Source organism: Salinilacustrithrix flava, from assembly GCF_041228405.1.
In the GTDB taxonomy this organism is placed as follows: Bacteria; Actinomycetota; Acidimicrobiia; order Acidimicrobiales; family Salinilacustritrichaceae; genus Salinilacustrithrix; species Salinilacustrithrix flava.
The window spans coordinates 3,514,651-3,534,335 of sequence record NZ_CP133888.1 but is presented as its reverse complement, the minus strand read 5'-3'; the positions used below and the strand labels follow the sequence as shown (position 1 = coordinate 3,534,335).

Sequence of the window (19,685 nt, the reverse complement as noted above, 5' to 3'; positions counted from 1 at the left end):
GGGTTCTACCCGACGCCGGCCTCTGCGATGCGCCCGGGGGCGACTCCTAGGATGCCGCTGTGGCAGACGTCTCCTCCCCCCGGATCGGCGTGCTCGTGGTCGCCTACAACGCCGCGTCCACGCTCGCGTCGGTGCTCGACCGGATCCCGGAGGACTACCGCGACTCCATCGACCACGTCATGGTCGCCGACGACGCGTCCACCGACAGCACGTTCCTGATCGGCGTCGGCTACCGGGAGACCTTCGGCCACCTGCCGATCACGGTGGTGCGCCACGACGAGAACCGCGGCTACGGCGGGAACCAGAAGTGGGGCTACCGGTGGGCGATGGAGCACGGCCTCGACGTCGTCGTGCTGCTCCACGGCGACGGCCAGTACGCGCCGGAGCTGCTGCCCGAGATGGTCGAGCCCATCGTCGAGGGCGGCGCTGACGCGGTCATGGGCTCCCGGATGCTGCCGCCCGGCTCGGCCCGGGCCGGCGGGATGCCGCTGTACAAGTGGGTCGGCAACCGGATCCTCACCACGGTGCAGAACCGCCTCACGGGCGCGTCACTGTCGGAGTGGCACTCGGGCTACCGGGCCTACCGCGTCGACGCCCTGCGCGACCTCGACCTCGATGCCATGTCGGACGGGTTCGACTTCGACACCCAGATCCTCCTCGGGCTGATGGGCGCCGGTCGGTCCATCGTCGAGATCCCGATCCCGACCTACTACGGGGACGAGATCTCCTACGTGAACGGGATGCGCTACGCCCGCCAGGTCACGGGGCACGTCCTGCGCCACCGGCTCCGCCGCATCGGCTTCGGGGCCGGCGCTCGCGACGTGGGCTACGAGGCCAAGGTCGGCGCCGGCACGTCGCACCAGCTGCTCCTCGATCGGCTGACCCGCCGCCCCACCGGCCGCGTGCTCGACCTCGGGTGCGCCGACGGCCACCTCGGCGGTGCGCTGCGGGACCGGGGCCACGAGGTCGTCGGCGTCGACGGCGAGCCGTCGCCCGAGGCGGCCCGGCGCCTGGACCGCCACATCGTGGCCGACCTCGATGCCGGGCTGCCCCCCGAGGTCACCGGCGACTTCGACGTCGTGCTCGTGGCTGACGTGCTCGAGCACCTGCGGGATCCCGGCGCGCTGCTCCAGGAGGTGCAGGGCCGCCTGCGCCCGGGCGGCCGGGTGGTGGGCAGCATCCCGAACTTCGCCCACTGGTACCCGCGCGTCCGGGTGGCGTCGGGCCTGTTCGACTACGACGCCCGCGGCATCCTCGACCGCGGCCACCTGCGCTTCTACACGCGGCGATCGTTCCGGCGGCTGTGCGAGGACGCCGGCTACCGGGTGGTCGACCTCGACGCCGCCGGCCTGCCCGTGGAGGTGTTCCAGCGCGGCGGGGCCGGTGTCGCCGGACCGGTCCTGTCGTCGATCGGCGCGGTCGACCGCGCTCTGGCCCGGCTGCGCCCCACCCTGTTCGCCTTCCAGTTCCTCTTCGAGCTCGAGGCGCAGGATCAGCCGTCGTCCGACGCGAGCAGCCGATCGCAGAGCGCCCCGTCGGACGAGGCGACCTCGCTCGTCGCCGAGGGCGCATAGTCAGCACCCGGCGGGCCATCGCCCACCAGCAGCGTCGCGGGGCCATCGAGTCGGGGGATGAACCCGTTCGTGAGCAGGCGGCCGCGCCAGCGCACGCCGCCCTCGCCGACGGCCGGGTCGAGGTGGACGTCGAGGCGCACGACGCCGTCGCCCAGGTCCACCGGGCGACCGGGGTAGTCGAGGTCGCCGGCGGTGACGCCCGCGACCACCTCGCCGTCGCGGGGCATCACCCAGGCGACGACCGGGGCGTCGGTCCAGGCGAGCAGCGCGTGGCGACGGCCGGGTTCGAGGTCGGACAGGTCGACGTCGAGCACGACGTGACCGCCAGCGCGCGTGCGCTCGGCGGTGACCCACCCCGGCGGGTAGACGTCCGACGGTGGGGCCGCGCTCCACACGTACACCCCGCGGCAGTCGCCGACCACGACCACGGCGTCGCGGTCGGCCGAGTCGGGGAGCGTGTCGGCCACGGTGACGTCGGGATCGGCGCCGAGGGCGAGACGGGCGTCGAGCAGCCCGGCCACCAGCCCCGGCGCCGGGTTCGGTGCCCGGAGCCGCTGGTAGACGGTGGCGACGCCCACCTGCACCCAGACGGTGGTGAGCGCGAGCCCGACCGCGGCGGCACCGAGCGCCCGGCGCCTACCGAGACCGGCGGTGCCGCGCACCGCGTGGACGCCCAGCGCCGCCATGGGCACCAGGAAGGGCACGACGTCGGCGTGGTAGCGCTGGGCCACGTACCCGAAGGGCACGATGGTGGCGCACCCCGCCAGGCCACCGACGGCCACGGCCACCCAGGCCACCGGGTCGGCGGGCCGGCGCCGCAGCAGCGTCCAGGTGCCGATCGCCGCGGCCACGACGAGCGCGGCGAGGGTGACGGTGATGCTGGTCGTGTGGTCGACGAGGTCGAAGGTGACGTCGCCGACCACGGGACCGCCCGCGGGAGGGAAGTCCACGAAGGGCAGCTGGTCGAGGATGCGGACACCGGTCGGGCGCAGGTAGTGCAGGAGGGTGGTCGGCGCGAACCGCAGGCCGAACAGGCTGCCTCCCGCCTCGGCGAGCATCTCCCGGCGCGCTGCGCTCACCTGGGTGTACCCCTGCGCGTCGAACGGGATGGAGGTCGGGTTGCCGAACTTCAAGACGTTGAGCACGGCGTAGGCCACCGCAGGCACGGCGGCGACGGCCAGCAGGGGGAGGGCGCCGGCCGGGCCGCGCAGCCGGTCGAGCACGCGCCGTCCCGGCGCGGCGAGCGCGGCGAGGGCGAGGATCCCGACGGCGACGCAGGCCCCCGCGCCCACCGACGCCCGCGACAGCACGGCGCCGCTGCACCCGACCGCGGTGGCGGCGAGCGCGGCCCACGACGGGCGGCGTCGCAGCGCGAGCAGGCCGGCGAAGGTGACGACCGTCCACGCCATGCCCCACATGGACGACTCGTGGTACACCCACGGCCGGCTGGCGAGGAACGTGGCGGTGGAGCCGCCGGCGAGGACGAGCCCGAACAGCCCGCACAGGAGGCGACCGAGGCGCCCGTCCGGTGGTGACCCCGGCCGGGCCCGCCGGGCCTCCATGAGCACCCGCTCGGCCGCGATGAGCAGCACGACGTGGGCGAGCAGCATCGACAGGGCGCCGAGGCGCCCCTCGAAGCGGTCGGTGACGGCAACCACCGGGAGCCGCAGCACCGCCGGCCAGGGTGGTTGGTACATGTAGGTGCCCCCGTCGTGCTCGAACGCCTCGATGCCGAGCACGTCCCGGTCGATCTGGAGGCGCCCGTCGAGGAGCGACTCGGCCTGGGCGTCGTAGAAGTCCCCGGCCGGGACCCACGGCAGCAGGCTGCGCTCGCCGCCGGTGAGCACGAGCAGGAAGGCGAAGAGCCCGACGAGCGCGCCGATCCGGTAGGCCCGTCGTGCCGCCCGCTCGCCGTCGTCCCGGACCGGGGCGGGCGTGGTCATTCCCCCGGCACGGTCCTGTGTCGGTGACGGAGGGCCACGACCCCGGCGTGCACGCCGATGGCGGCGAGGATGAGCAGGGGGACTTCGGCGGCGATGCGGAACCGGGGGTTCCCGTAGGTCGCCGCGGCGACGGCGACCACGACGGCGACGGGGGAGACCAGCAGCCACAGGTCGACCCATCGCCGGTGCCGGCCGAGGTGCACCGCGCCGGCGAGGGCGAGCGGCAGGGTGCCCCACAGGATCCACCCGGTGATCCGCTCGGTGAGCAGGCGCCGGCCCTCGAAGGTGGCGAGGCGGCCCTGCTGCTCGGGCTCGTACATCTGGAAGGTGCGCAGCACCCGGACCGTCGCCACCTTGGGCAGCTCGTCGAGGTGGTCCCGCATGTAGGACAGGCCGTCGTCGCGCAGCTCGCCGGCGACCACGGACTCGTCGGCGGCCTCGAGCGCCTCCTGGCGGAAGCCGTCGAAGCAGTCCTCGCTGATGAACCAGAACCCGATGAGGTCGCTGTCGTAGGTGCGGTCGCAGTTGGCGCCGGACAGCACCGAGCCGAGGTTGTTGGAGACGAGCACGGGCTCGTCGAAGGTGGTCAGGTTCCGCACCGCCCAGGCACCGGGCAGCAGCAGGGCGGCGACGAGCACGGCCACGCCGGCGCCGACGCGGATGCGCCGGGGTGGGGCGGTCACCAGGAGGGGGAGCACCAGGACGACCGCGAGCACCAGGCCCTCGGACCGGACCAGGGTCGCGGCGCCGCCGAGCAGGCCGACGAGCGCCGCTCGCTCGGGGGTCGGGGACTCCCGGAAGCGCACGACGGCGAGGAGCACGAGCACGACGAGCCAGAGGAAGAGCGACTCGGCCAGCAGGGCGGACTCCGGTGCGAACAGGGCCGGGTGCACGGCGGCGACGAGCCCGAGGAGGAGCGCGCCGCGCTCGGGCAGCCAGCGCCGGGCGAGCATGACGATGCCGACGACGGCCAGCGCGCCGAGGACGGCGAGCCCGAGGCGCTGGGCGGGCACCGATCGGAGCCCGATTGCGTGGAACACCCCGAGCAGGCCGGGGAAGCCGGGCGGGAACTCGGCGGTGGGCCGCATGATGTCGGCTCGGGCCATGTCGTAGGGGCGGATGTAGCCCAGGCCCTCGGCGAGGTGCTGGCCGAGCAGCCGGTAGCCGCCGGCGTCGCTGATGGGGAGGATGTTGGGCGCGGCGGCCAGGGCGTAGGTGACGCGGGCGCCGAGGGCGACGAGGAAGATGCCGAGGAAGCCGGCCCGGCGTCGGGTGTCGGGGTGCCAGCCCGTGGCCGTGGTCGCTGGGCTCACTGCTGGGCTCATGGTCGGGCGGCCAGCTCGTCGTCGGCGTCGACGACGTCGGTCGTGCGGGCTGCCTCGAGGATCGCCGGCCCGAGCCACTGGGCGACCTCGACCGAGGTCTCGGTGGTGAAGTGCGTGCCGTCGGGGCGGAGGCGGAGCGAGTCCGTCCCGTCCGGCGTGCTCGCCAGCCAGTCGGCCAGGTCCACGAAGCCGACGTCGGGGTGGTCGCCGAGCTCGTCGACGAGCATCTCGTTCCACTGCTCGAGGCGGTCGAAGGTCGGGTCGTCGGGCTCCCGGGTGCTGCGCACCGGGGGCGGCTGGAGGACCCAGACGACCGTCTCCGCCGTCTCCAGGAGGTGGTCCGTGGCGGCGCGGACCTCGCTGCGCAGGTAGTCGTCGTAGACGGGGTCGCCGATGGTGCGCCACTCGTCGTCGCCCTCGATCCGCCGTTCGGTGAGGTCCCACAGGCCGATCTCGACCACGGCGATCTCGGGGTCCGCGGTGGTGAGGGCCTCGCGCCACGCGGTCGTGAAGTCGCAGCCCTCGGGCACGGGCTCGGGGCCCCTCTCCAGGAAGTTGCGCTCGCCGCCCCGTCCGAGCCCGCAGCCGCTGACCGTGCCCGCGCCGTTGAAGTCCATCCGCTCGGTCTCGATCGCCCAGTCGATGAGCCCGGGGATGAACAGCAGGGCGGTGGAGTCGCCGAAGAGCGCGACCCGCGGTGCAGGTCCCGGCGCCGTCGTCGGCGGCTGCTCGGTCGTGGGGCCGCCGAGGGGCGAGGACGTCGTGGTGGTGGTGCTGGTGCGGGGGATCGCATCGCCCGCGAGCAGGTCGTCCTGGAGCGCTTCGGCCGCCGCGAAGTCGATGGGGTCCTCGCGGTCCAGGAGAGCGGGCGGCACGATCGCCAGGGCGACGACGGCGGCGACGGCGGCGACGGTGGCTGCCGGCCGTCCCCGACCGCGCAGGGGGAGCCCGTGGTGGCGGATGGGCTGCTCGACGAAGCGGTGGCTGGGGATGGCGACGGCGAGCGTGACCAGGATGCGCAGCCCGGCGAGCAGGACGTCGTCGAACCCACCGCCGTCGAGCCCGGTCCGCGTCGGGGACAGCCACAGGAAGATCGGCCAGTGGTACACGTACACGCCGTAGGAGATGCGGCCGAGCCCGGTGAGCGGTGGCAGGGAGAGCGCCCGGGCCACCGGCGTCGGCGCCAGCACCGCCACGATGATGGCGGAGGTCAGCACTGCGTGGCCGAGCAGCAGCCACGGGTGCAGGGCGCCGCTGGACTGCTCCGTCACGACCCAGAGCCCGAGCATGGTCGCGAGGGCGGCGGCGCCGGCCGCGCTGCGCACCCCGTCGGGCAGCGCGGTGCCCAGGTCACGGCGGTGGTGCCAGACGGCCAGGAGCACGCCGATGAGCAGCTCGGCCATGCGGGTGTCGGTGCCGTAGTACGCCCGGTCGCCGCCGCCCACGACGAGGGTCACCACGACGGAGACGACGATGCCCACCGCGGCCAGCACGCCCAGGCCGACCCACCCGGCCCGCCGGCGCAGGAGCAGGACGGCCAGCAGCGGCAGGACGAGGTAGAACTGCTCCTCGATCGCCAGGCTCCAGTAGTGCTGCAGGGGCGAGTCGCCGGTGAACAGCTCGGCGTAGGAGAGCTCGGACAGCACGAAGCGCCAGTTGGCGACGTAGCCGATGGCGGCCAGGGCGTCGCCCCGGAAGCGGTCGAGGCCGCTCTGGTCGGCGAAGGCCAGCACGTAGGCGGTGGCCGCGAGCACGCCGAGCAGCGCGGCGGGCAGCAGGCGCCGGAACCGCCGGATCCAGAACGCCCGCAGGTCGACCCGGCCGGTGCCGCGGTGCTCGCCGAGCAGCAGCGTCGTGATGAGGAACCCGGAGAGCGTGAAGAAGGCGGACACCCCGAGGTAGCCGCCGGCTGCCCACCCGAACCCGCTGTGGAACGCGAGGACGCCGGCCACGGCGAGGCCGCGGAGGCCGTCGAGGCCGGGTCGGTGGGCGAACCCCGTGGACCGCTGCCTGCTCGGGGCAGCGGGCGCGGTCACGTGGCGGGGGTGACCCGTTGGGCCGTCATGTGCGCTTCGGCAGGATCGGCGCGTCCCGACCGGTGCCCGAGGAGCCCGAGGCCGACGAGTCGGTCTCGGAGGTCTCGTGGTACTCGGCCTCCACGTTGACCTCCCAGATGTCGTGGCTGGCGCCGTAGAGGTTCTCCACGGTGAGCATGGCCGTCATCATCGAGTGGTCCTGGTTGTTGTACCGGTGCATGCCGTTGCGGCCGACGGGGTGCACGTTCGAGACGTTGGCCTCGAGCCAGCGCCGCAGCACGCCCACGTTGCGCTGGTAGTCCTCGTCGTAGACGGGGTACGCCTTCGGCATGCGCACGACGTAGCCGTTCTCGACGTCGTCGCTCTGGATGAGCCCGAGGCGCACGAGCTCCTTGGTGCCGGTCTCGATGAGGTGCTCGTCGGTGGCGCTCCACCACTCGTCGCCCTCGTCGACGGTGTACTCGAGGCCGAGCACGTTGCGGCCGTCCTTGACCAGGTAGGGCGACCAGGAACCGAAGTTCTGGATCCGCATCGTCTTGACCTCGGGGTCGTGGATGTAGATCCAGTTGTCGCTCCAGTCCACCTTGGCCTCGGGGACCACGAGCGAGACGGAGAGGAAGTCGCGGAAGTGGAGGTCGTCGGCGGCGGCGAGCACCTCGGCCGGCGGCGGCGGGTCCATCGCCCGGAGCAGCGCCGGGAACGGCATGGTGGACACCACGTGGTCGGCGGCGTGGGTGGTCTCGGCGCCGGACTCGTCGGTGGCGGTGACCGACACGGCCCGTCCGTCGCGGTGCTCGACGCGGGTGACCTTCGAACGGAACTGGACCTTGGATCCCTGGCCCTCGACCAGCTCGTGGCAGCGCTCCCACATCATCCCGGGCCCGTACTTGGGGTACTGGAACTCCTCGATCAGGCTGGTGACCTGCTTGGAGCGGTCGCGGCGGGAGAAGCGGCCGCGGATGGGCTCCCACACCGCGTCCCAGAGCGACATGCCCTTGATGCGCTGGGCCCCCCAGTCGGCCGACATCTCCGAGGGCGGCACGCCCCACACCTTGGTGCTGTAGGTCTCGAAGAAGTGCTCGTACAGGCGCCGGCCGTAGTTGGAGACGATGTAGCCCTCGAGCGTCGTGAGGTCCTTCGGCGGCCGGACGCGGACCCAGAGGAAGGAGAGCCCGCAGCGGACGGCCTCGACGGGGCCCAGGTTCTTCAGCGCGTTCACGACGTTGATCGGGTAGTCGTAGAACTTGCCCTGGTAGTAGATGCGGCTCTTGCGGGGCCGCTGCATGAACTCCTCGTCGGGGAGGATCTCGTGCCACAGGGCCTCGACCTCGGCCACCTTGGTGAAGAAGCGGTGCCCGCCGATGTCGAAGCGGTAGCCGTCCGCGACCACCGTGCGGCTGATGCCGCCGACGACGTCGTCGGCTTCCAGCACGGTGGCCGTGCCGCCGCGCTTGCCCAGCTCGTAGGCGGCGGTCAGGCCGGCGGGACCGGCGCCGATGACGACGACGTCTCCTGGATCGGTGGCGTTGGTCTCGGTGTTCGGGGTGTCAGTGGGCACAGCGTGGTGGCAGCGATCTCGGTCGTTCGGCGGGCGGGACAGCGCTGGCTAGCGTACGCCGGTGGCCGGTCCCCGACGGAACACCGCCAGGCGTGCCGACGGCGGGCTGGCGAGCATCGACCTGCTCGGCGTGGCCGCGCTCGTCGCGCTCGGCGTCGTCCTGCGCTTCGTCACGACCTCGCCCCTGTGGCTGGACGAGGCGCTCAGCGTGAACATCGCGTCGCTCCCGCTCGGCGAGATCGGCGACGCCCTCCGCCAGGACGGGCACCCGCCCCTGTACTACTGGCTGCTCCACGGCTGGATGTCGGTGTTCGGGGAGGGCGACCTCGCCGTCCGTGCCCTCTCGGGCATCGCCGGGCTGCTCGCGCTGCCGCTCGCCTGGGAGGCGGGCCGCCGGCGAGCGGGGACGATCGGCGGGCTGTGCGTGCTCGGCCTCACCGCCGTCACCCCGTGGGCGGTGCGCTACGCCACCGAGGCCCGGATGTACGCGCTGGTGCTCACCCTCGTGTTCGCCGGCTGGCTGCTGGCCGACGATCTGCTCGTCCGGCGGGATCGGCTCCGGTGGGTGGCGCTCGCCGTGGTCACCGGTGGCGCGGTGCTGTCGCACTACTGGGTGCTGCACCTGGGCATCGCCGCGGTCGGCGCGCTCGCCGTGCGGTGGTGGCGCGGCGATGGCAAGGCTCGGGCCGGTGCGCTGCGGGTGGCATCGGCCATGGCCGTCGGATCGCTCGCGTTCGTGCCGTGGCTCCCGGTGTTCCTCGACCAGCTGTCGAGCACGGGCACGCCGTGGGCGTCGGCCGGCCGGCCCACCGGCGCACTGGTCGACCTGCTCGGCGGGCTGGGCGGCGGGGCCAAGTTCCCCGAGGCCGAGCTGTTCGGGTTCGCGCTGCTGGTGCTCGTGGCGGCCGGCGTCACGGTGGTGGCCCGGGGGCGATGGGAGCTCCACGTCGACCTGCGCACCGTCCCCGGCGTCCGGCCCGAGGTCGTCGTGGCGATCGCCGCGATGTCGGTCGGCCTGGTGGCCGGCCAGCTCGGCGACGCCGTCTTCGCCCCCCGCTACGCCGCGGCGTTCCTGCCGATGCTCCTCATCGCTGCCGGCGTGGGCCTGGCCCGCATGCCGGCCCCGACGGTCCGGCGCGCCGTGGCCGTGGGCATGGTGGCCCTGGCCGCGGTCGGCCTCGGCGCCAACGTCATCGAGCCCCGGACCATGGGCGAGGAGATCGCGGACGCGATCGCGGCGGAGGCCGGCCCCGAGGACGTGGTCGCGATCTGCCCGGACCAGCTCGGCCCGGCCACGCTGCGCTCGCTGCCCGACGGGATCGAGGCCGTCGGCCTGCCCGCCCTCGAGCGGCCCGACCGCATCGACTGGCGCGACTACGCCGAGCGGAACCAGGCGGCCGACCCCGCGCTGGCGGTCGAGGAGATCCTGGAGCGGGCCGAGGGCGGTTCGGTGTGGCTGGTCATCAACACCCACTACCGCACCTACGAGGGCTACTGCGAGGGCGTCCAGTCCGGCCTCCAGGCCGCCCGCCCGACGTCGGGCATCGCGGTCGCCGACCGCGGCGCGGAGGTCTTCGAGGGTGCGACGCTGGTGCGCTTCCTGCCCGGCTGACCCCGGAGCCGGATCAGCCCACCGCCCGCAGCACCGAGGCCCCGTCCGCCCGCCGCACGATGAGGATGTCCGCCGTGCGGACGCTGGCCACCCGGGTCGACCAGCAGTCGACCACGTCGCGGCCGTCGCCCAGGTGGAAGAACGTCGTCATCGGGCCCTCCTGCTGGTAGGCGTCGGCCCCGACCACGAGCTCGACCGTCTTGTCCCGCAGGGTCACCTCGTAGCTCGTCATGTGCTGACCGTACGAGGGGTGCCCTGTGCGGAGGAAGAGGGACAACCCTGTGACTTGCCTGTGCAGGGCCTGTGGCCTCAGGCGCTGCGGTGCTCGTCCCCGGCCCGGTGGGGGGCGGGCCGCTCGGCCCGCAGGAGGCGCAGCACCCGGCCGCGGTGGCCGCGGTAGGGCTCGAGCAGCTCCAGCATCTGGGCGTCGGTGCCGCGGGGCTCGCCGAGGAACGCCCAGGCGACCAGGTGCTTGCTGCGCTCGTCGCCCATCGGCACGGCGTCGGCGTCCCCGAGGGCGACCTGGCGCACGACGGCGGCCGTCCACGCGCCGACGCCGGCGATGGAGCGGAGCCGGTGCTCGGCCTCGTCGGGGGACTGGTCCACCACGGCCTCGACCGTGACGGAGCGGGCAGCGGCACGACGGATCACGTCGGCGCGGGCCCGTTCGAGCCCGAGGGGGTGCAGGTCGTGGTGGCTGGTGCTGGCGAGGATCCTCGGGTCCGGAGGCACGGTCAGCTCGATGCCGGAGGGGCCGGGTGCGGGTTCGCCGTAGGCCTGCATGACCTGGCGGTGGGCGCGCTTGCCCTCGAAGCCGCTGACCTGGTGGGCGCACACGGCCGGCACCAGGGCCTCCATGACCCGGTGCGAGGCGCCGATGCGAAGCCCCGGGTGGCGCCGGACGAGCTCGGCCACGACCCCGGTGCGAGGATCGAAGCCCTCCAGGTCGTCGTGCTCGCCCACGAGGAGCGGCAGCTGGTCCAGGGCCCAGTCGGCCCCCGGTCCCCAGGCCTCGGCCTCGATGCCGCCGTCGCGGACGACGAGGTGCACCGTGGCCGGACCCGTCGGCGTGCGGGTGGCCCGGAAGCACTCGTCCGATCGGAGCAGGCACGACGGATCGCCCTTCCCGTACCGGGTCGGGGCCAGGGTGAGGCGCAGGTCGAGCGGACGGGACAGCGTCAGCCGACGCGTGTTGGGCGGGGCGATCATCAGGCAGGCTCCCTCCGGACCTGCCGGGGGGTGTGACATTCTCCGCTTCGTCACCCTGCGAGGCCAAACCGGGGCGGACCGCCGCGCCCCTCAGGACCGGCGAGCGGCCCGCCAGTCCTCGGCGTTGACCGCCCACCGCTCGTGGTCGCGCCAGTCCCCGTCGACGAGCACCAGACGGGGGGAGTAGCCCTCCAGCCGGAGCCCGCAGCGCCGGGCCAGGGCCCGGGAGCGCTCGTTGCCGGGCTGGATGTCGGCCTCGAAGCGGTGGAGCCGCATCTGGGTGAACGCGACCTCGATGGCCATCGAGACGCCGTCGGTGAGGTGGCCCCGGCCGACGTAGGGCGACAGAGCCGCCCAGCCGGCGGTCGCCCGCTGCACAGCGCCGCGCTGGATGCCGTTGAGGTTCACGAAGCCAGCGATGCCGTCGTCCTCCCGGGAGCAGACGAGGAACTGCTCGATCTCGTGTCGCTCGCCGCGCGTGAGCCACTGGCGGAACGCGCCGACGTCGGCGGGCGGGAACGCCCACGGCTCGAGGTGCTCGCTCTCCGCGACGCGGGCCACGAACTCCTCGGCGTCGGCCACCGACGGCTTGCGCAGGTACGTGTGCGGCCGGGTGGCCACGGCCCGACGCACTCAGGCCTCCCCGGCGGCGACCTGGCTGGCCCAGGCGTAGTCGGGCTTGCCGCTGGCGCTGCGCTGCACGCGGTCGACCACGACGAAGGCCTTGGGCAGCTTGTACCGGGCAAGGTGCTCGCCGGCCGCGGCCCGGACCGCGTCGACATCGAGGCCATCGGCCCGGGCGTCGAGGGCGACGACCGCCACGATCTCGGATCCCCACCGCTCGCTCGGCCGGCCCACGACCAGTGCGTCGTAGATGGCCGGGTGGGCCTTGAGGGCCTGCTCGACCTCCTCGGCATGGACCTTCTCGCCGCCGGTGTTGATGGTGACCGAGTCCCGCCCGAGGAGCTCGATCGCGCCGTCGGCTCGCCGCCGGGCCCGGTCGCCGGCGATGGCGTGGACGACGCCGTCGACGCGGGGGAACGTGTCCCGCGTCTTGGCCTCGTCGCCGAGGTAGCCGAGCGGCACCCGCCCCCGCTGGGCCAGCCAGCCCCGCTCGGGCGAGCCGGGCACCAGCTGGCGGGTTCGGGTCTCGTCGAGCACCACCGTGGTGTCGGACGGCGCGAACACGCCGGGTTCGGCGCCGACGTCGGCGTCGGTGCTGGCCAGCCCGTGGCGGCCCGTCTCGGATGAGCCGAGGATGTCGACGATGCGCAGGGTGGGCAGCTCGGCGACGATCTGGGCCTTGATCGCCGGCGAGAGGACGGCGCCGCCGGTCATGAGCACCCGAAGCGATGACAGGTCCCGGTCGCTGCAGCGGAGCTCGTCGAGCAGCGGCCGGGCGAACGCGTCGCCCACGATGAGCAGCGACGACACGTGCTCCCGCTCGCACGTGTCCAGGACGTCGGCCGGATCGAGGTGGTCGGTGTCGTGCTGGATGACCACCGTGCCGCCGGCGAGCAGGCAGGACAGCGCGTTCCAGTGGGCCGCGCCGTGCATGAACGGGGGAGCGGGGAGCGCACGCGGTCGATCCGGGCGACGGGCCCGCTCGACCAGCTCCGCCTGGCTGCCGCGGATCCCGAGGGCGGTGTGGAGGAAGTCGCCCTGGCGCCACAGGACACCCTTGGGGTTCCCGGTGGTGCCGCCGGTGTAGACGACGTAGCGGTCGCTGGGGGACCAGGTCACGCCCGGACGTCCCGCGTCGGCCGCAGCGAGGAACGCCTCGTAGCCGACCGAGCCCTCGATCGGTTCGGTCCCGCTGCCGTCGTCGACCACGACGAGCAGCCGCACCGAGGCCACGTGCGGGAGCGCGGCGGCGAGCACGGGGGCGAAGCGGGCGTGGTACACGACGGCGACCGCACCGGCATCGGCCAGCACGAAGGCGAGCTCCTCGGCGGTGTAGCGGTAGTTGACGTTGATGGCTGCGGCGCCGGCCTTCCACGCGCCGAGCATCGCCTCGAGGTACTCGTTGCCGTTCGTGAGGTAGAGGGCGATGTGGTCGTGAGGGCTGACCCAGCCCGGCGCGTCGTCGTCGTGCACCACCTCGCCGCCGACCCCGGCGTCGAGGAGGCCGTTGGCCAGGCGCCGCGACCGCTCGGTGACCTCGCGCCAGGTGAGCCTGCGATCCCGCCACACGATGCACTCGCGGTCGGGCACGACCTCGGCGATGGCCTCCTGCAGGGTGGCGATGGCGTGCTCGTCGGCGGCGACGGGGCTGGGGTCGGGCACATGGAAGTATGCACCGATGGCCACTCCCTCCGCCGACCTGACCACAGTGCTCGCCGAGGACATCCGACCCGGCGTGCGCCTGCTGACGATGAACCGCCCCGAGCGCCTCAACGCGATGGACCACCAGCTGGTGTCCGAGCTGCACGACCGCTTCGACGAGGTCGCCGCCGACCCGGACCTGCGCTGCGTGATCCTCACCGGCGCCGGCCGGGGGTTCTGCGCCGGGCTCGACCTGAAGGGCAGCGCGGCGGTGCCCGGCACCGAGGAGCTCGGTCGCCCCCAGCGCGGCCTGGCCACCCAGCAGCACATCGCCACCCTGATCCCGCACCTGCGCTCGCTGAAGGTGCCGGTGATCGCGGCGGTGAACGGACCGGCGGCCGGGGGCGGCTTCGCCCTCGCGCTCGGCGCCGACGTGCGCGTGTGCGCCACGTCGGCCCGCTTCAACGTGGCCTTCGTGCGCATCGGCCTCTCCGGCTGCGACATCGGGGTGAGCTGGATGCTGCCCCGGCTCATCGGCGCCGGCCGGGCCTTCGAGCTGCTGCTCACCGGGCGCATCTTCGACGCGCAGGAGGCCGACGACCTCGGCCTCGTCACCAAGGTCGTCGAGGACGGCGCCGTGGTGGACGCCGCCCTCGAGATCGCCGACAACGTCGTGGCCAACAGCCCCTTCGGGGTCTGGATGACCAAGGAGGTGATGTGGAGCCAGCTCGAGATCCCGAGCCTGCAGGCCGGCATCGACCTGGAGAACCGCACCCAGATCCTGTCGTCGTTCACCGAGGACTCGACCGAGGCGATCCAGGCCTTCCTCGGGAAGCGGCCCCCCGAGTTCCAGAACCGCTAGGAGCGGGGCTTCTCCTCGATCTCGACCGTCTTCATGGTGTCGCCCACAGCGATGGACTTGGCGACGTCCATGCCCTGGGTGACGTAGCCGAACAGGTTGTAGAGCTTGTCCAGCTTGCGGGTGCAGTCGTCGATGGTGATGAAGAACTGGCTGCCGTTGGTGTTCGGGCCGGCGTTGGCCATGGCGAACGCGCCCTCGGTGTACTCGCCCTTCACCGGCTCGTCCTCGAACTTGTAGCCCGGGCCGCCGCGGCCGGTGCCCTCGGGGTCGCCGCCCTGGATGACGAAGTCGGGCACGACGCGGTGGAACGTGAGGCCGTCGTAGAAGCCGTCGCGGGCCTTGCTGACGAACTCGTTCACCGTCTTGGGGGCGAGCTGGGGGTCGAGGTCGCCGACGATCGTGCCCTTGTCGGTGTCGATGGTGACCTCGTAGACGGTGTCGAGGTCGATCTGCATGTCGTAGGGCTTGGCCATGGAGCGCGACTGTAGGTGTACCGGACGGTTGCGTCCCACCTCGGATCGGTTCTGGCGGCTCCGCCGCCACAGGGCACCGTGACATGGGTCGCCTCGCCTTCGGCTCGGCTCCGGCGGCCTACTCCGGCGGTGCCTCCGGGGCGCGGGGGCCGTTCCCGTCGAGGGAGGAGATGCCGTCCCAGATGATCTGGGTGAGCAGCTCGGCGAGCCCGTCGGGATCGACCTCATCGTTCTCCAGGGTGTGGATCGCCGCTGCTTCGAGCATGCCGATCACCCCGCGGACGAGGAGCCGGGCCTCGGGGGTGTCGGTGATCGACGCCGCGATGCGGTCGGTGCGGGCCTGGATCGCCTCGCGCACGGCCGGGTGGCGCGACGAGCTGGCCGACGCGATGAGCTGCCAGGACGTGCGGTGCCGCCACGCGAACCCGAGGTACGCAGACACGGCCCGGGCCAGCCGTTCCCGGTCCGAGCCGAGGGACTCGAGCGCGCCGTCGATCTCGGTGTCGAGCCGCTCGAGCTCGTGGTTGTACGCGGCGGCGAACAGGCTGCCGCGGTCACCGAAGTAGGAGTAGACGAGGCTGCGCGACACGCCGGCTTCGTCGGCGATCAGCTCGAAGGAGACCTCGCTCGGGTCGTGCTCGGCGAAGACCCGCGCCGCAGCCTCGGCGATCTGACGTCGCCGGACCGCGGGGTCGAGCCGCGTCCTCGATCTGCGTTGTTCGCTCACCACGGCCTCGGTCCCCCCTCCGGCCGGTCGATCACTGCTGGGATCCGACCTCCACCGGAGTGGATGCTTCGGGAGGTGCCTCCTCGCCGACGAGCGGGAAGTGGCAGGCGACGTAGTGGTCGGGGCCGACCTCGCGCACGAGCGGCTCCTCGGTGGTGCATCGCTCGGCGGCTCGTGGGCAGCGCGTGCGGAACCGGCACCCCGACGGCGGGTCGAGCGGGGACGGGAGCTCGCCGTCGAGGTCCATGGCGGAGGGGACGACGTCGGGGTCGGGGATCGGGATCGCCGACAGCAGCGTCGCCGTGTACGGGTGGGCCGGGCTGGCGAACAGGTCGTCGGGCGACGCCACCTCGCACATCTTGCCGAGGTACATCACCGCGACCCGGTCCGAGATGTTCTTCACCACGGCGAGGTCGTGGGCGATGAACATCATCGTGAGGCCGTAGCGCTCCTTCATGTCCTCGAGGACGTTCAGGATCTGGGCCTGCACGGACACGTCGAGCGCGGACACCGGCTCGTCGCAGATGATCAGCTTGGGATCGAGCACCAGGGCGCGGGCGATGCAGATGCGCTGGCACTGGCCGCCGGAGAACTCGTGGCGCCGCTTGGGCTTGGCGATCTCGGGGGTGAGCCCGACGTCGTCGAGCACCCGGTCGATGAGCTCCTCGGCGCCGTCCATGCGGTCCCAGACCTTGAGCGGCTCGGCGACCACGTCGAAGATCCGGCGCCGCGGGTTGATCGAGGACACCGGGTCCTGGAAGATCATCTGCAGCTCGGGGCGGACCTTGCGCAGCTCGGAACCGCTCAGCTTGGCCAGGTCGCGGCCGTCGAAGACGACGCGGCCCGAGGTGATCGGGTTGAGGCGCATGATGGCCTTGCCCGTGGTCGACTTGCCGCACCCCGACTCGCCCACGAGGCCGAGGGTCTCGCCGGGTGCGATGTCGAAGCTGATGTCGGACACGGCGTGGACGACCCGGCCACGGCCGGAGGGGAACTCGACTCGCAGGTCCTCGACCCGCAGGAGGACGTCAGCCTCGGGTCGGAGGTGCGCGGTACCGGTACCAGCCATCAGCTCGCCTTCTCCTGGATCATCACGGGGACGCCGGCGGCCTGGTACCCGCGACGTCGGTTCTCGGCCAGCGCCTCGTCACCCTCGGGGGTGCCGACGGGGTAGAAGCAGGCGTAGCGGTGGTCGGGCGTCTCGGCCTCCATCAGCGGTGGCTGCTCCTCGAGGCACCGGGCCTGGGCCCGCTCGCAGCGGGGGGCGAAGGAGCACCCCGTCGGCGGGTTCACGAGGTCCGGCGGTCGACCGGGAATGACCGTGAGCCGGGTGTGGCTCGGCAGGTCGAGCTTGGGGATCGACTCGAACAGCGCCTGGGTGTACGGCATGCGCATGTTCTGGAACAGCGTCCGCGTCGGGGCCATCTCCACGATGCGGCCGGCGTACATCACCGCGATGTCGTGGGCCCGGCCGGCGACGACGCCGAGGTCGTGGGTGACCAGCACCATCGACATGAAGCGCTCGCGCTGCTGCTCGTCGAGCAGGTCGAGGATCTGGGCCTGCACGGTCACGTCGAGGGCCGTCGTGGGCTCGTCGGCGAACAGCAGGTGGGGGCCGCAGGCCAGGGCGACGGCGATGACGACGCGCTGGCGCATGCCGCCGGACAGCTCGTGGGGGTACTGGCGCACCCGCTTCTCGGGCTCGGGGATCTTCACCGAGCGGAGCAGGGACACGGCCATGTCCTCGGCCTCGTCGTTGCTCATGTCGAGGTGGTGGCGCAGAACCTCGGTGATCTGCTTGCCGATCCGCATGACCGGGTTCAGCGAGGTCATCGGGTCCTGGAAGATCATCGACAGCTCCGACCCCCACAGGGACCGCAGCACGCTGGACTTGGCGCCGACCAGCTCGTTCCCGCGGTAGCGGGCCGAGCCGGTCACCTCCACGTTGTTCGACGGGAGCAGCCCCATGATGGTGCGGGACAGCACCGACTTGCCGGAGCCGGACTCGCCCACGATGCCGAGCGTGCGGCCCTGCTTCAGCTCGAAGCTCACCCCGTTGACGGCCCGCACCCGTCCGGACGGCGTCCGGAACGTGGTGTGCAGGTCGTCCACGACGAGCAGCGGCTCGGTCTGGTCCTTCGATGGTTCGGCGACGATGCGACGTCGGGCCACGTTCCCCCCTGTTTCCTTCTTGGTCAGAGTGCGCTGTCGCGGACGTCGAAGCGTGCCCGCACGACGTCGCCCAGGTAGTTGAGGCTGAGGACGGTGAAGAACACCATCAGCGATGCAGTCATCACCTGCGCGGCCTCGCCGAGCAGCATCTGGGACCGCCCGGTGGCGATGAGGTTGCCCCACGACGGCGAGGTGATGTCGGCCGGGATGCCGACGCCGATCAGGGCGAGGCCGCCCTCGACGACGATGGCGATGGCGATGCCCAGCAGGGCGATCGAGAACATGGCCGGGGCCACGTTGGGCAGGACCTCGCGGATGATGATGCGGGGCGTCCTGGCCCCGACGGTCTTGGCGGCCATCACGAACTCGCGGTTGGCCCACGTGAGCGTGTTGGCCCGCGTGATGCGCCCGAGGATCGGGATGGAGGCGAAGCCGATGGCGAAGGTGACGACCAGGACGCGCTGGCCGTAGCCGGCGTTGGCGTCGCTGGCGAAGACCGCGGCGAGCGTGATCGCGAGCACCAGCTGGGGGATGGCGAGGCCCACGTTGAACGCGTTGGTGATGACGGTGTCGATCTTGCCGCGGAAGTAGCCGGCGATCAGGCCGAAGGTGCCGCCGACGATGAGCCCGAAGGTGACGGCGAGCACGCTCACGATCATCGAGGCGCGCGTGCCGTAGACGAGCTTGGAGAGCAGGTCGCGCCCGGAGGTGTCGAAGCCGAGCGGGTGGCCCGCGGTCGGTCCGAAGTCGCGGTCGCGGAGCGCGTCGGGGAACCGCTCGGTGAGTCCCGGCACGGGGAAGAGCTGGGGCACGAAGGCCATCAGGGCCACGAGGCCCAGCCAGATGATGGCCAGCCACCCGATGGGACCGAGGCGCTTGGTCTTGGACAGCGTGACCGTGCCGTCGGGGTCGTCGTGGCGGAGCGCGGCGTCGGGGCCTTCGCCGGCGGCGGGGTCGATCTTGACGGAGGTGGGTTCAACCTCGGGCACTGCGGATCCTCGGGTCGAGGGCGGCGTAGAGCATGTCGACGAAGACGTTCACGAGGACGTAGCCGACGGCGATGAGGGCGACCAGCGACTGGATCGCCACGTACTGGCGCTCGCTGATGGCCTGGAAGATCAGCACACCCATGCCGGGCAGGGTGAAGATGATCTCGATGATGAGCGCGCCGCCCACGAGCGTGCCGACGTTGAGGCCGGCGACGGTGAGCAGCGTGAGGCTGGAGGGGCGCAGGGCGTGGCGCCACAGCACCCGCTTGTTGGACAACCCCTTGGCCTTGGCCATGAGGATGAAGTCCTCCTGCAGGGTGGCGACCATGTCCGTGCGCAGCAGGCGCATGTACACGGCGACCTGGCCGGCGGCGAGGCTGATCGAGGGCAGGATCATCGATCGGAAGTGCTCGCCGATGTCGTTGCTGAAGCGCACGTAGCCCTGGGGTGGCAGCCAGCCGAGCTCCACGCCCACGACGTAGGACAGCACGAGGGCGAGCACGAAGTTGGGGATGGCCAGGATCCCGAAGGCCGTGGTGTTGGTGAACTTGTCGAAGAAGCTGCCCGCCCGCTGCGCCGTGATCACCCCCAGCGGGATGGCGATGACGAGGGCGAGCACCTGCGCGTAGAGCATGAGCAGGAGGGAGACGGGTGCCGCCTGGGTGACCCGGTCGGCGACCGGCTCGGTGATGCTCTGGCGGTAGTAGTTGCCCATGTCGCCGGTGACGAAGTCACCGAGCCAGGCGACGTAGCGGACCGGGAGGGGGTCGTCGAGGTTCAGCTCCTCGCGGAGCGCCTCCCGGTCCGATTCGTCGCCGAAGGGGATGATGACCTCGGCCGGATCGCCCGGCAGGAGGCTGACGAGCAGGGCGGTGAACAGGGTCACCAGGAACAGCACGAGTGCGAGCTGTCCCAGCTTCCGTAGTGCGTTGTTCACGAA

At 72.5% G+C, this 19,685-nt stretch carries 17 protein-coding genes; 3 read left to right on the top strand and 14 right to left on the bottom strand.

The features are described from left to right. The first annotated feature begins 59 nt into the window (after window positions 1-59). On the top strand, window positions 60-1,574 hold the full coding sequence (locus RGQ06_RS17355) for a methyltransferase domain-containing protein (protein ID WP_432429980.1): 1,515 nt from the start codon (window positions 60-62) through the stop codon (window positions 1,572-1,574). Here the strand turns inward: RGQ06_RS17355 and RGQ06_RS17350 are convergent. From RGQ06_RS17350 to RGQ06_RS17335, 4 genes are read right to left on the bottom strand one after another with little or no spacing between them, the layout of a single operon-like run. Further along, on the bottom strand, window positions 1,493-3,517 hold the full coding sequence (locus tag RGQ06_RS17350) for a hypothetical protein (RefSeq protein WP_432429979.1): 2,025 nt from the start codon (window positions 3,515-3,517) through the stop codon (window positions 1,493-1,495). The two genes, RGQ06_RS17355 and RGQ06_RS17350, sit on opposite strands and share 82 nt — an antisense overlap. Beyond that, window positions 3,514-4,830: a glycosyltransferase family 39 protein gene (locus RGQ06_RS17345; RefSeq protein WP_432429978.1), complete on the bottom strand. Its 1,317-nt coding sequence runs from the start codon at window positions 4,828-4,830 to the stop codon at window positions 3,514-3,516. Before RGQ06_RS17345 ends, RGQ06_RS17350 begins: the two co-directional genes overlap by 4 nt. A gap of 8 nt (window positions 4,831-4,838) precedes the next feature. After that, window positions 4,839-6,878, bottom strand: coding sequence for an acyltransferase family protein (locus RGQ06_RS17340; RefSeq protein ID WP_432429977.1), 2,040 nt, complete (start codon window positions 6,876-6,878; stop codon window positions 4,839-4,841). Window positions 6,879-6,903: 25 nt separating this feature from the next. Then, window positions 6,904-8,436, bottom strand: coding sequence for an NAD(P)/FAD-dependent oxidoreductase (locus RGQ06_RS17335; RefSeq protein WP_432429976.1), 1,533 nt, complete (start codon window positions 8,434-8,436; stop codon window positions 6,904-6,906). Window positions 8,437-8,497: 61 nt separating this feature from the next. Between RGQ06_RS17335 and RGQ06_RS17330 the strand changes: the two genes are divergently transcribed. After that, entirely contained in the window at window positions 8,498-10,048 is a 1,551-nt protein-coding gene (locus tag RGQ06_RS17330) for a glycosyltransferase family 39 protein (protein ID WP_432429975.1), read from the top strand. Window positions 10,049-10,061: 13 nt separating this feature from the next. Here RGQ06_RS17330 and RGQ06_RS17325 read toward each other — a convergent pair whose 3' ends face one another. The 4 genes from RGQ06_RS17325 to RGQ06_RS17310 form a co-directional block, all read right to left on the bottom strand. Continuing rightward, a complete protein-coding gene (locus RGQ06_RS17325) occupies window positions 10,062-10,280 on the bottom strand; it encodes a hypothetical protein (protein WP_432429974.1) in 219 nt (72 codons plus the stop codon). 77 nt (window positions 10,281-10,357) lie between these two features. Continuing rightward, window positions 10,358-11,257 (bottom strand): DNA-3-methyladenine glycosylase family protein, encoded by a 900-nt coding sequence (locus RGQ06_RS17320; RefSeq protein ID WP_432429973.1) that lies wholly within the window; start codon window positions 11,255-11,257, stop codon window positions 10,358-10,360. A gap of 90 nt (window positions 11,258-11,347) precedes the next feature. Beyond that, a complete protein-coding gene (locus RGQ06_RS17315) occupies window positions 11,348-11,878 on the bottom strand; it encodes a GNAT family N-acetyltransferase (protein WP_432429972.1) in 531 nt (176 codons plus the stop codon). Window positions 11,879-11,890: 12 nt separating this feature from the next. After that, complete coding sequence (locus RGQ06_RS17310) at window positions 11,891-13,543, bottom strand: AMP-binding protein (protein ID WP_432429971.1); 1,653 nt, start codon at window positions 13,541-13,543, stop codon at window positions 11,891-11,893. Between the two features lie 16 nt (window positions 13,544-13,559). Between RGQ06_RS17310 and RGQ06_RS17305 the strand changes: the two genes are divergently transcribed. Continuing rightward, the gene (locus RGQ06_RS17305; RefSeq protein WP_432429970.1) at window positions 13,560-14,384 is read left to right on the top strand and encodes an enoyl-CoA hydratase/isomerase family protein; all 825 of its coding nucleotides are present in this window, start codon (window positions 13,560-13,562) and stop codon (window positions 14,382-14,384) included. Here RGQ06_RS17305 and RGQ06_RS17300 read toward each other — a convergent pair. From RGQ06_RS17300 to RGQ06_RS17275, 6 genes are all read right to left on the bottom strand, one after another. Then, window positions 14,381-14,857 (bottom strand): peptidylprolyl isomerase, encoded by a 477-nt coding sequence (locus RGQ06_RS17300; RefSeq protein WP_432429969.1) that lies wholly within the window; start codon window positions 14,855-14,857, stop codon window positions 14,381-14,383. The two genes, RGQ06_RS17305 and RGQ06_RS17300, sit on opposite strands and share 4 nt — an antisense overlap. Before the next feature lie 118 nt (window positions 14,858-14,975). Beyond that, window positions 14,976-15,584 (bottom strand): TetR/AcrR family transcriptional regulator, encoded by a 609-nt coding sequence (locus tag RGQ06_RS17295; protein WP_432429968.1) that lies wholly within the window; start codon window positions 15,582-15,584, stop codon window positions 14,976-14,978. Between the two features lie 31 nt (window positions 15,585-15,615). After that, on the bottom strand, window positions 15,616-16,653 hold the full coding sequence (locus tag RGQ06_RS17290) for an ABC transporter ATP-binding protein (RefSeq protein ID WP_432429967.1): 1,038 nt from the start codon (window positions 16,651-16,653) through the stop codon (window positions 15,616-15,618). Then, window positions 16,653-17,756, bottom strand: a complete 1,104-nt coding sequence (locus tag RGQ06_RS17285) for an ABC transporter ATP-binding protein (protein ID WP_432429966.1) — start codon at window positions 17,754-17,756, stop codon at window positions 16,653-16,655. Before RGQ06_RS17285 ends, RGQ06_RS17290 begins: the two co-directional genes overlap by 1 nt. Window positions 17,757-17,779: 23 nt before the next feature. Continuing rightward, window positions 17,780-18,745 (bottom strand): ABC transporter permease, encoded by a 966-nt coding sequence (locus RGQ06_RS17280; RefSeq protein ID WP_432429965.1) that lies wholly within the window; start codon window positions 18,743-18,745, stop codon window positions 17,780-17,782. Further along, window positions 18,732-19,682 carry an ABC transporter permease gene (locus RGQ06_RS17275; protein ID WP_432429964.1) on the bottom strand — a complete coding sequence of 317 codons (951 nt, stop codon included), beginning with the start codon at window positions 19,680-19,682 and terminating at the stop codon, window positions 18,732-18,734. The genes RGQ06_RS17280 and RGQ06_RS17275 overlap by 14 nt, the downstream gene beginning before the upstream one ends. Window positions 19,683-19,685: the final 3 nt, after the last annotated feature.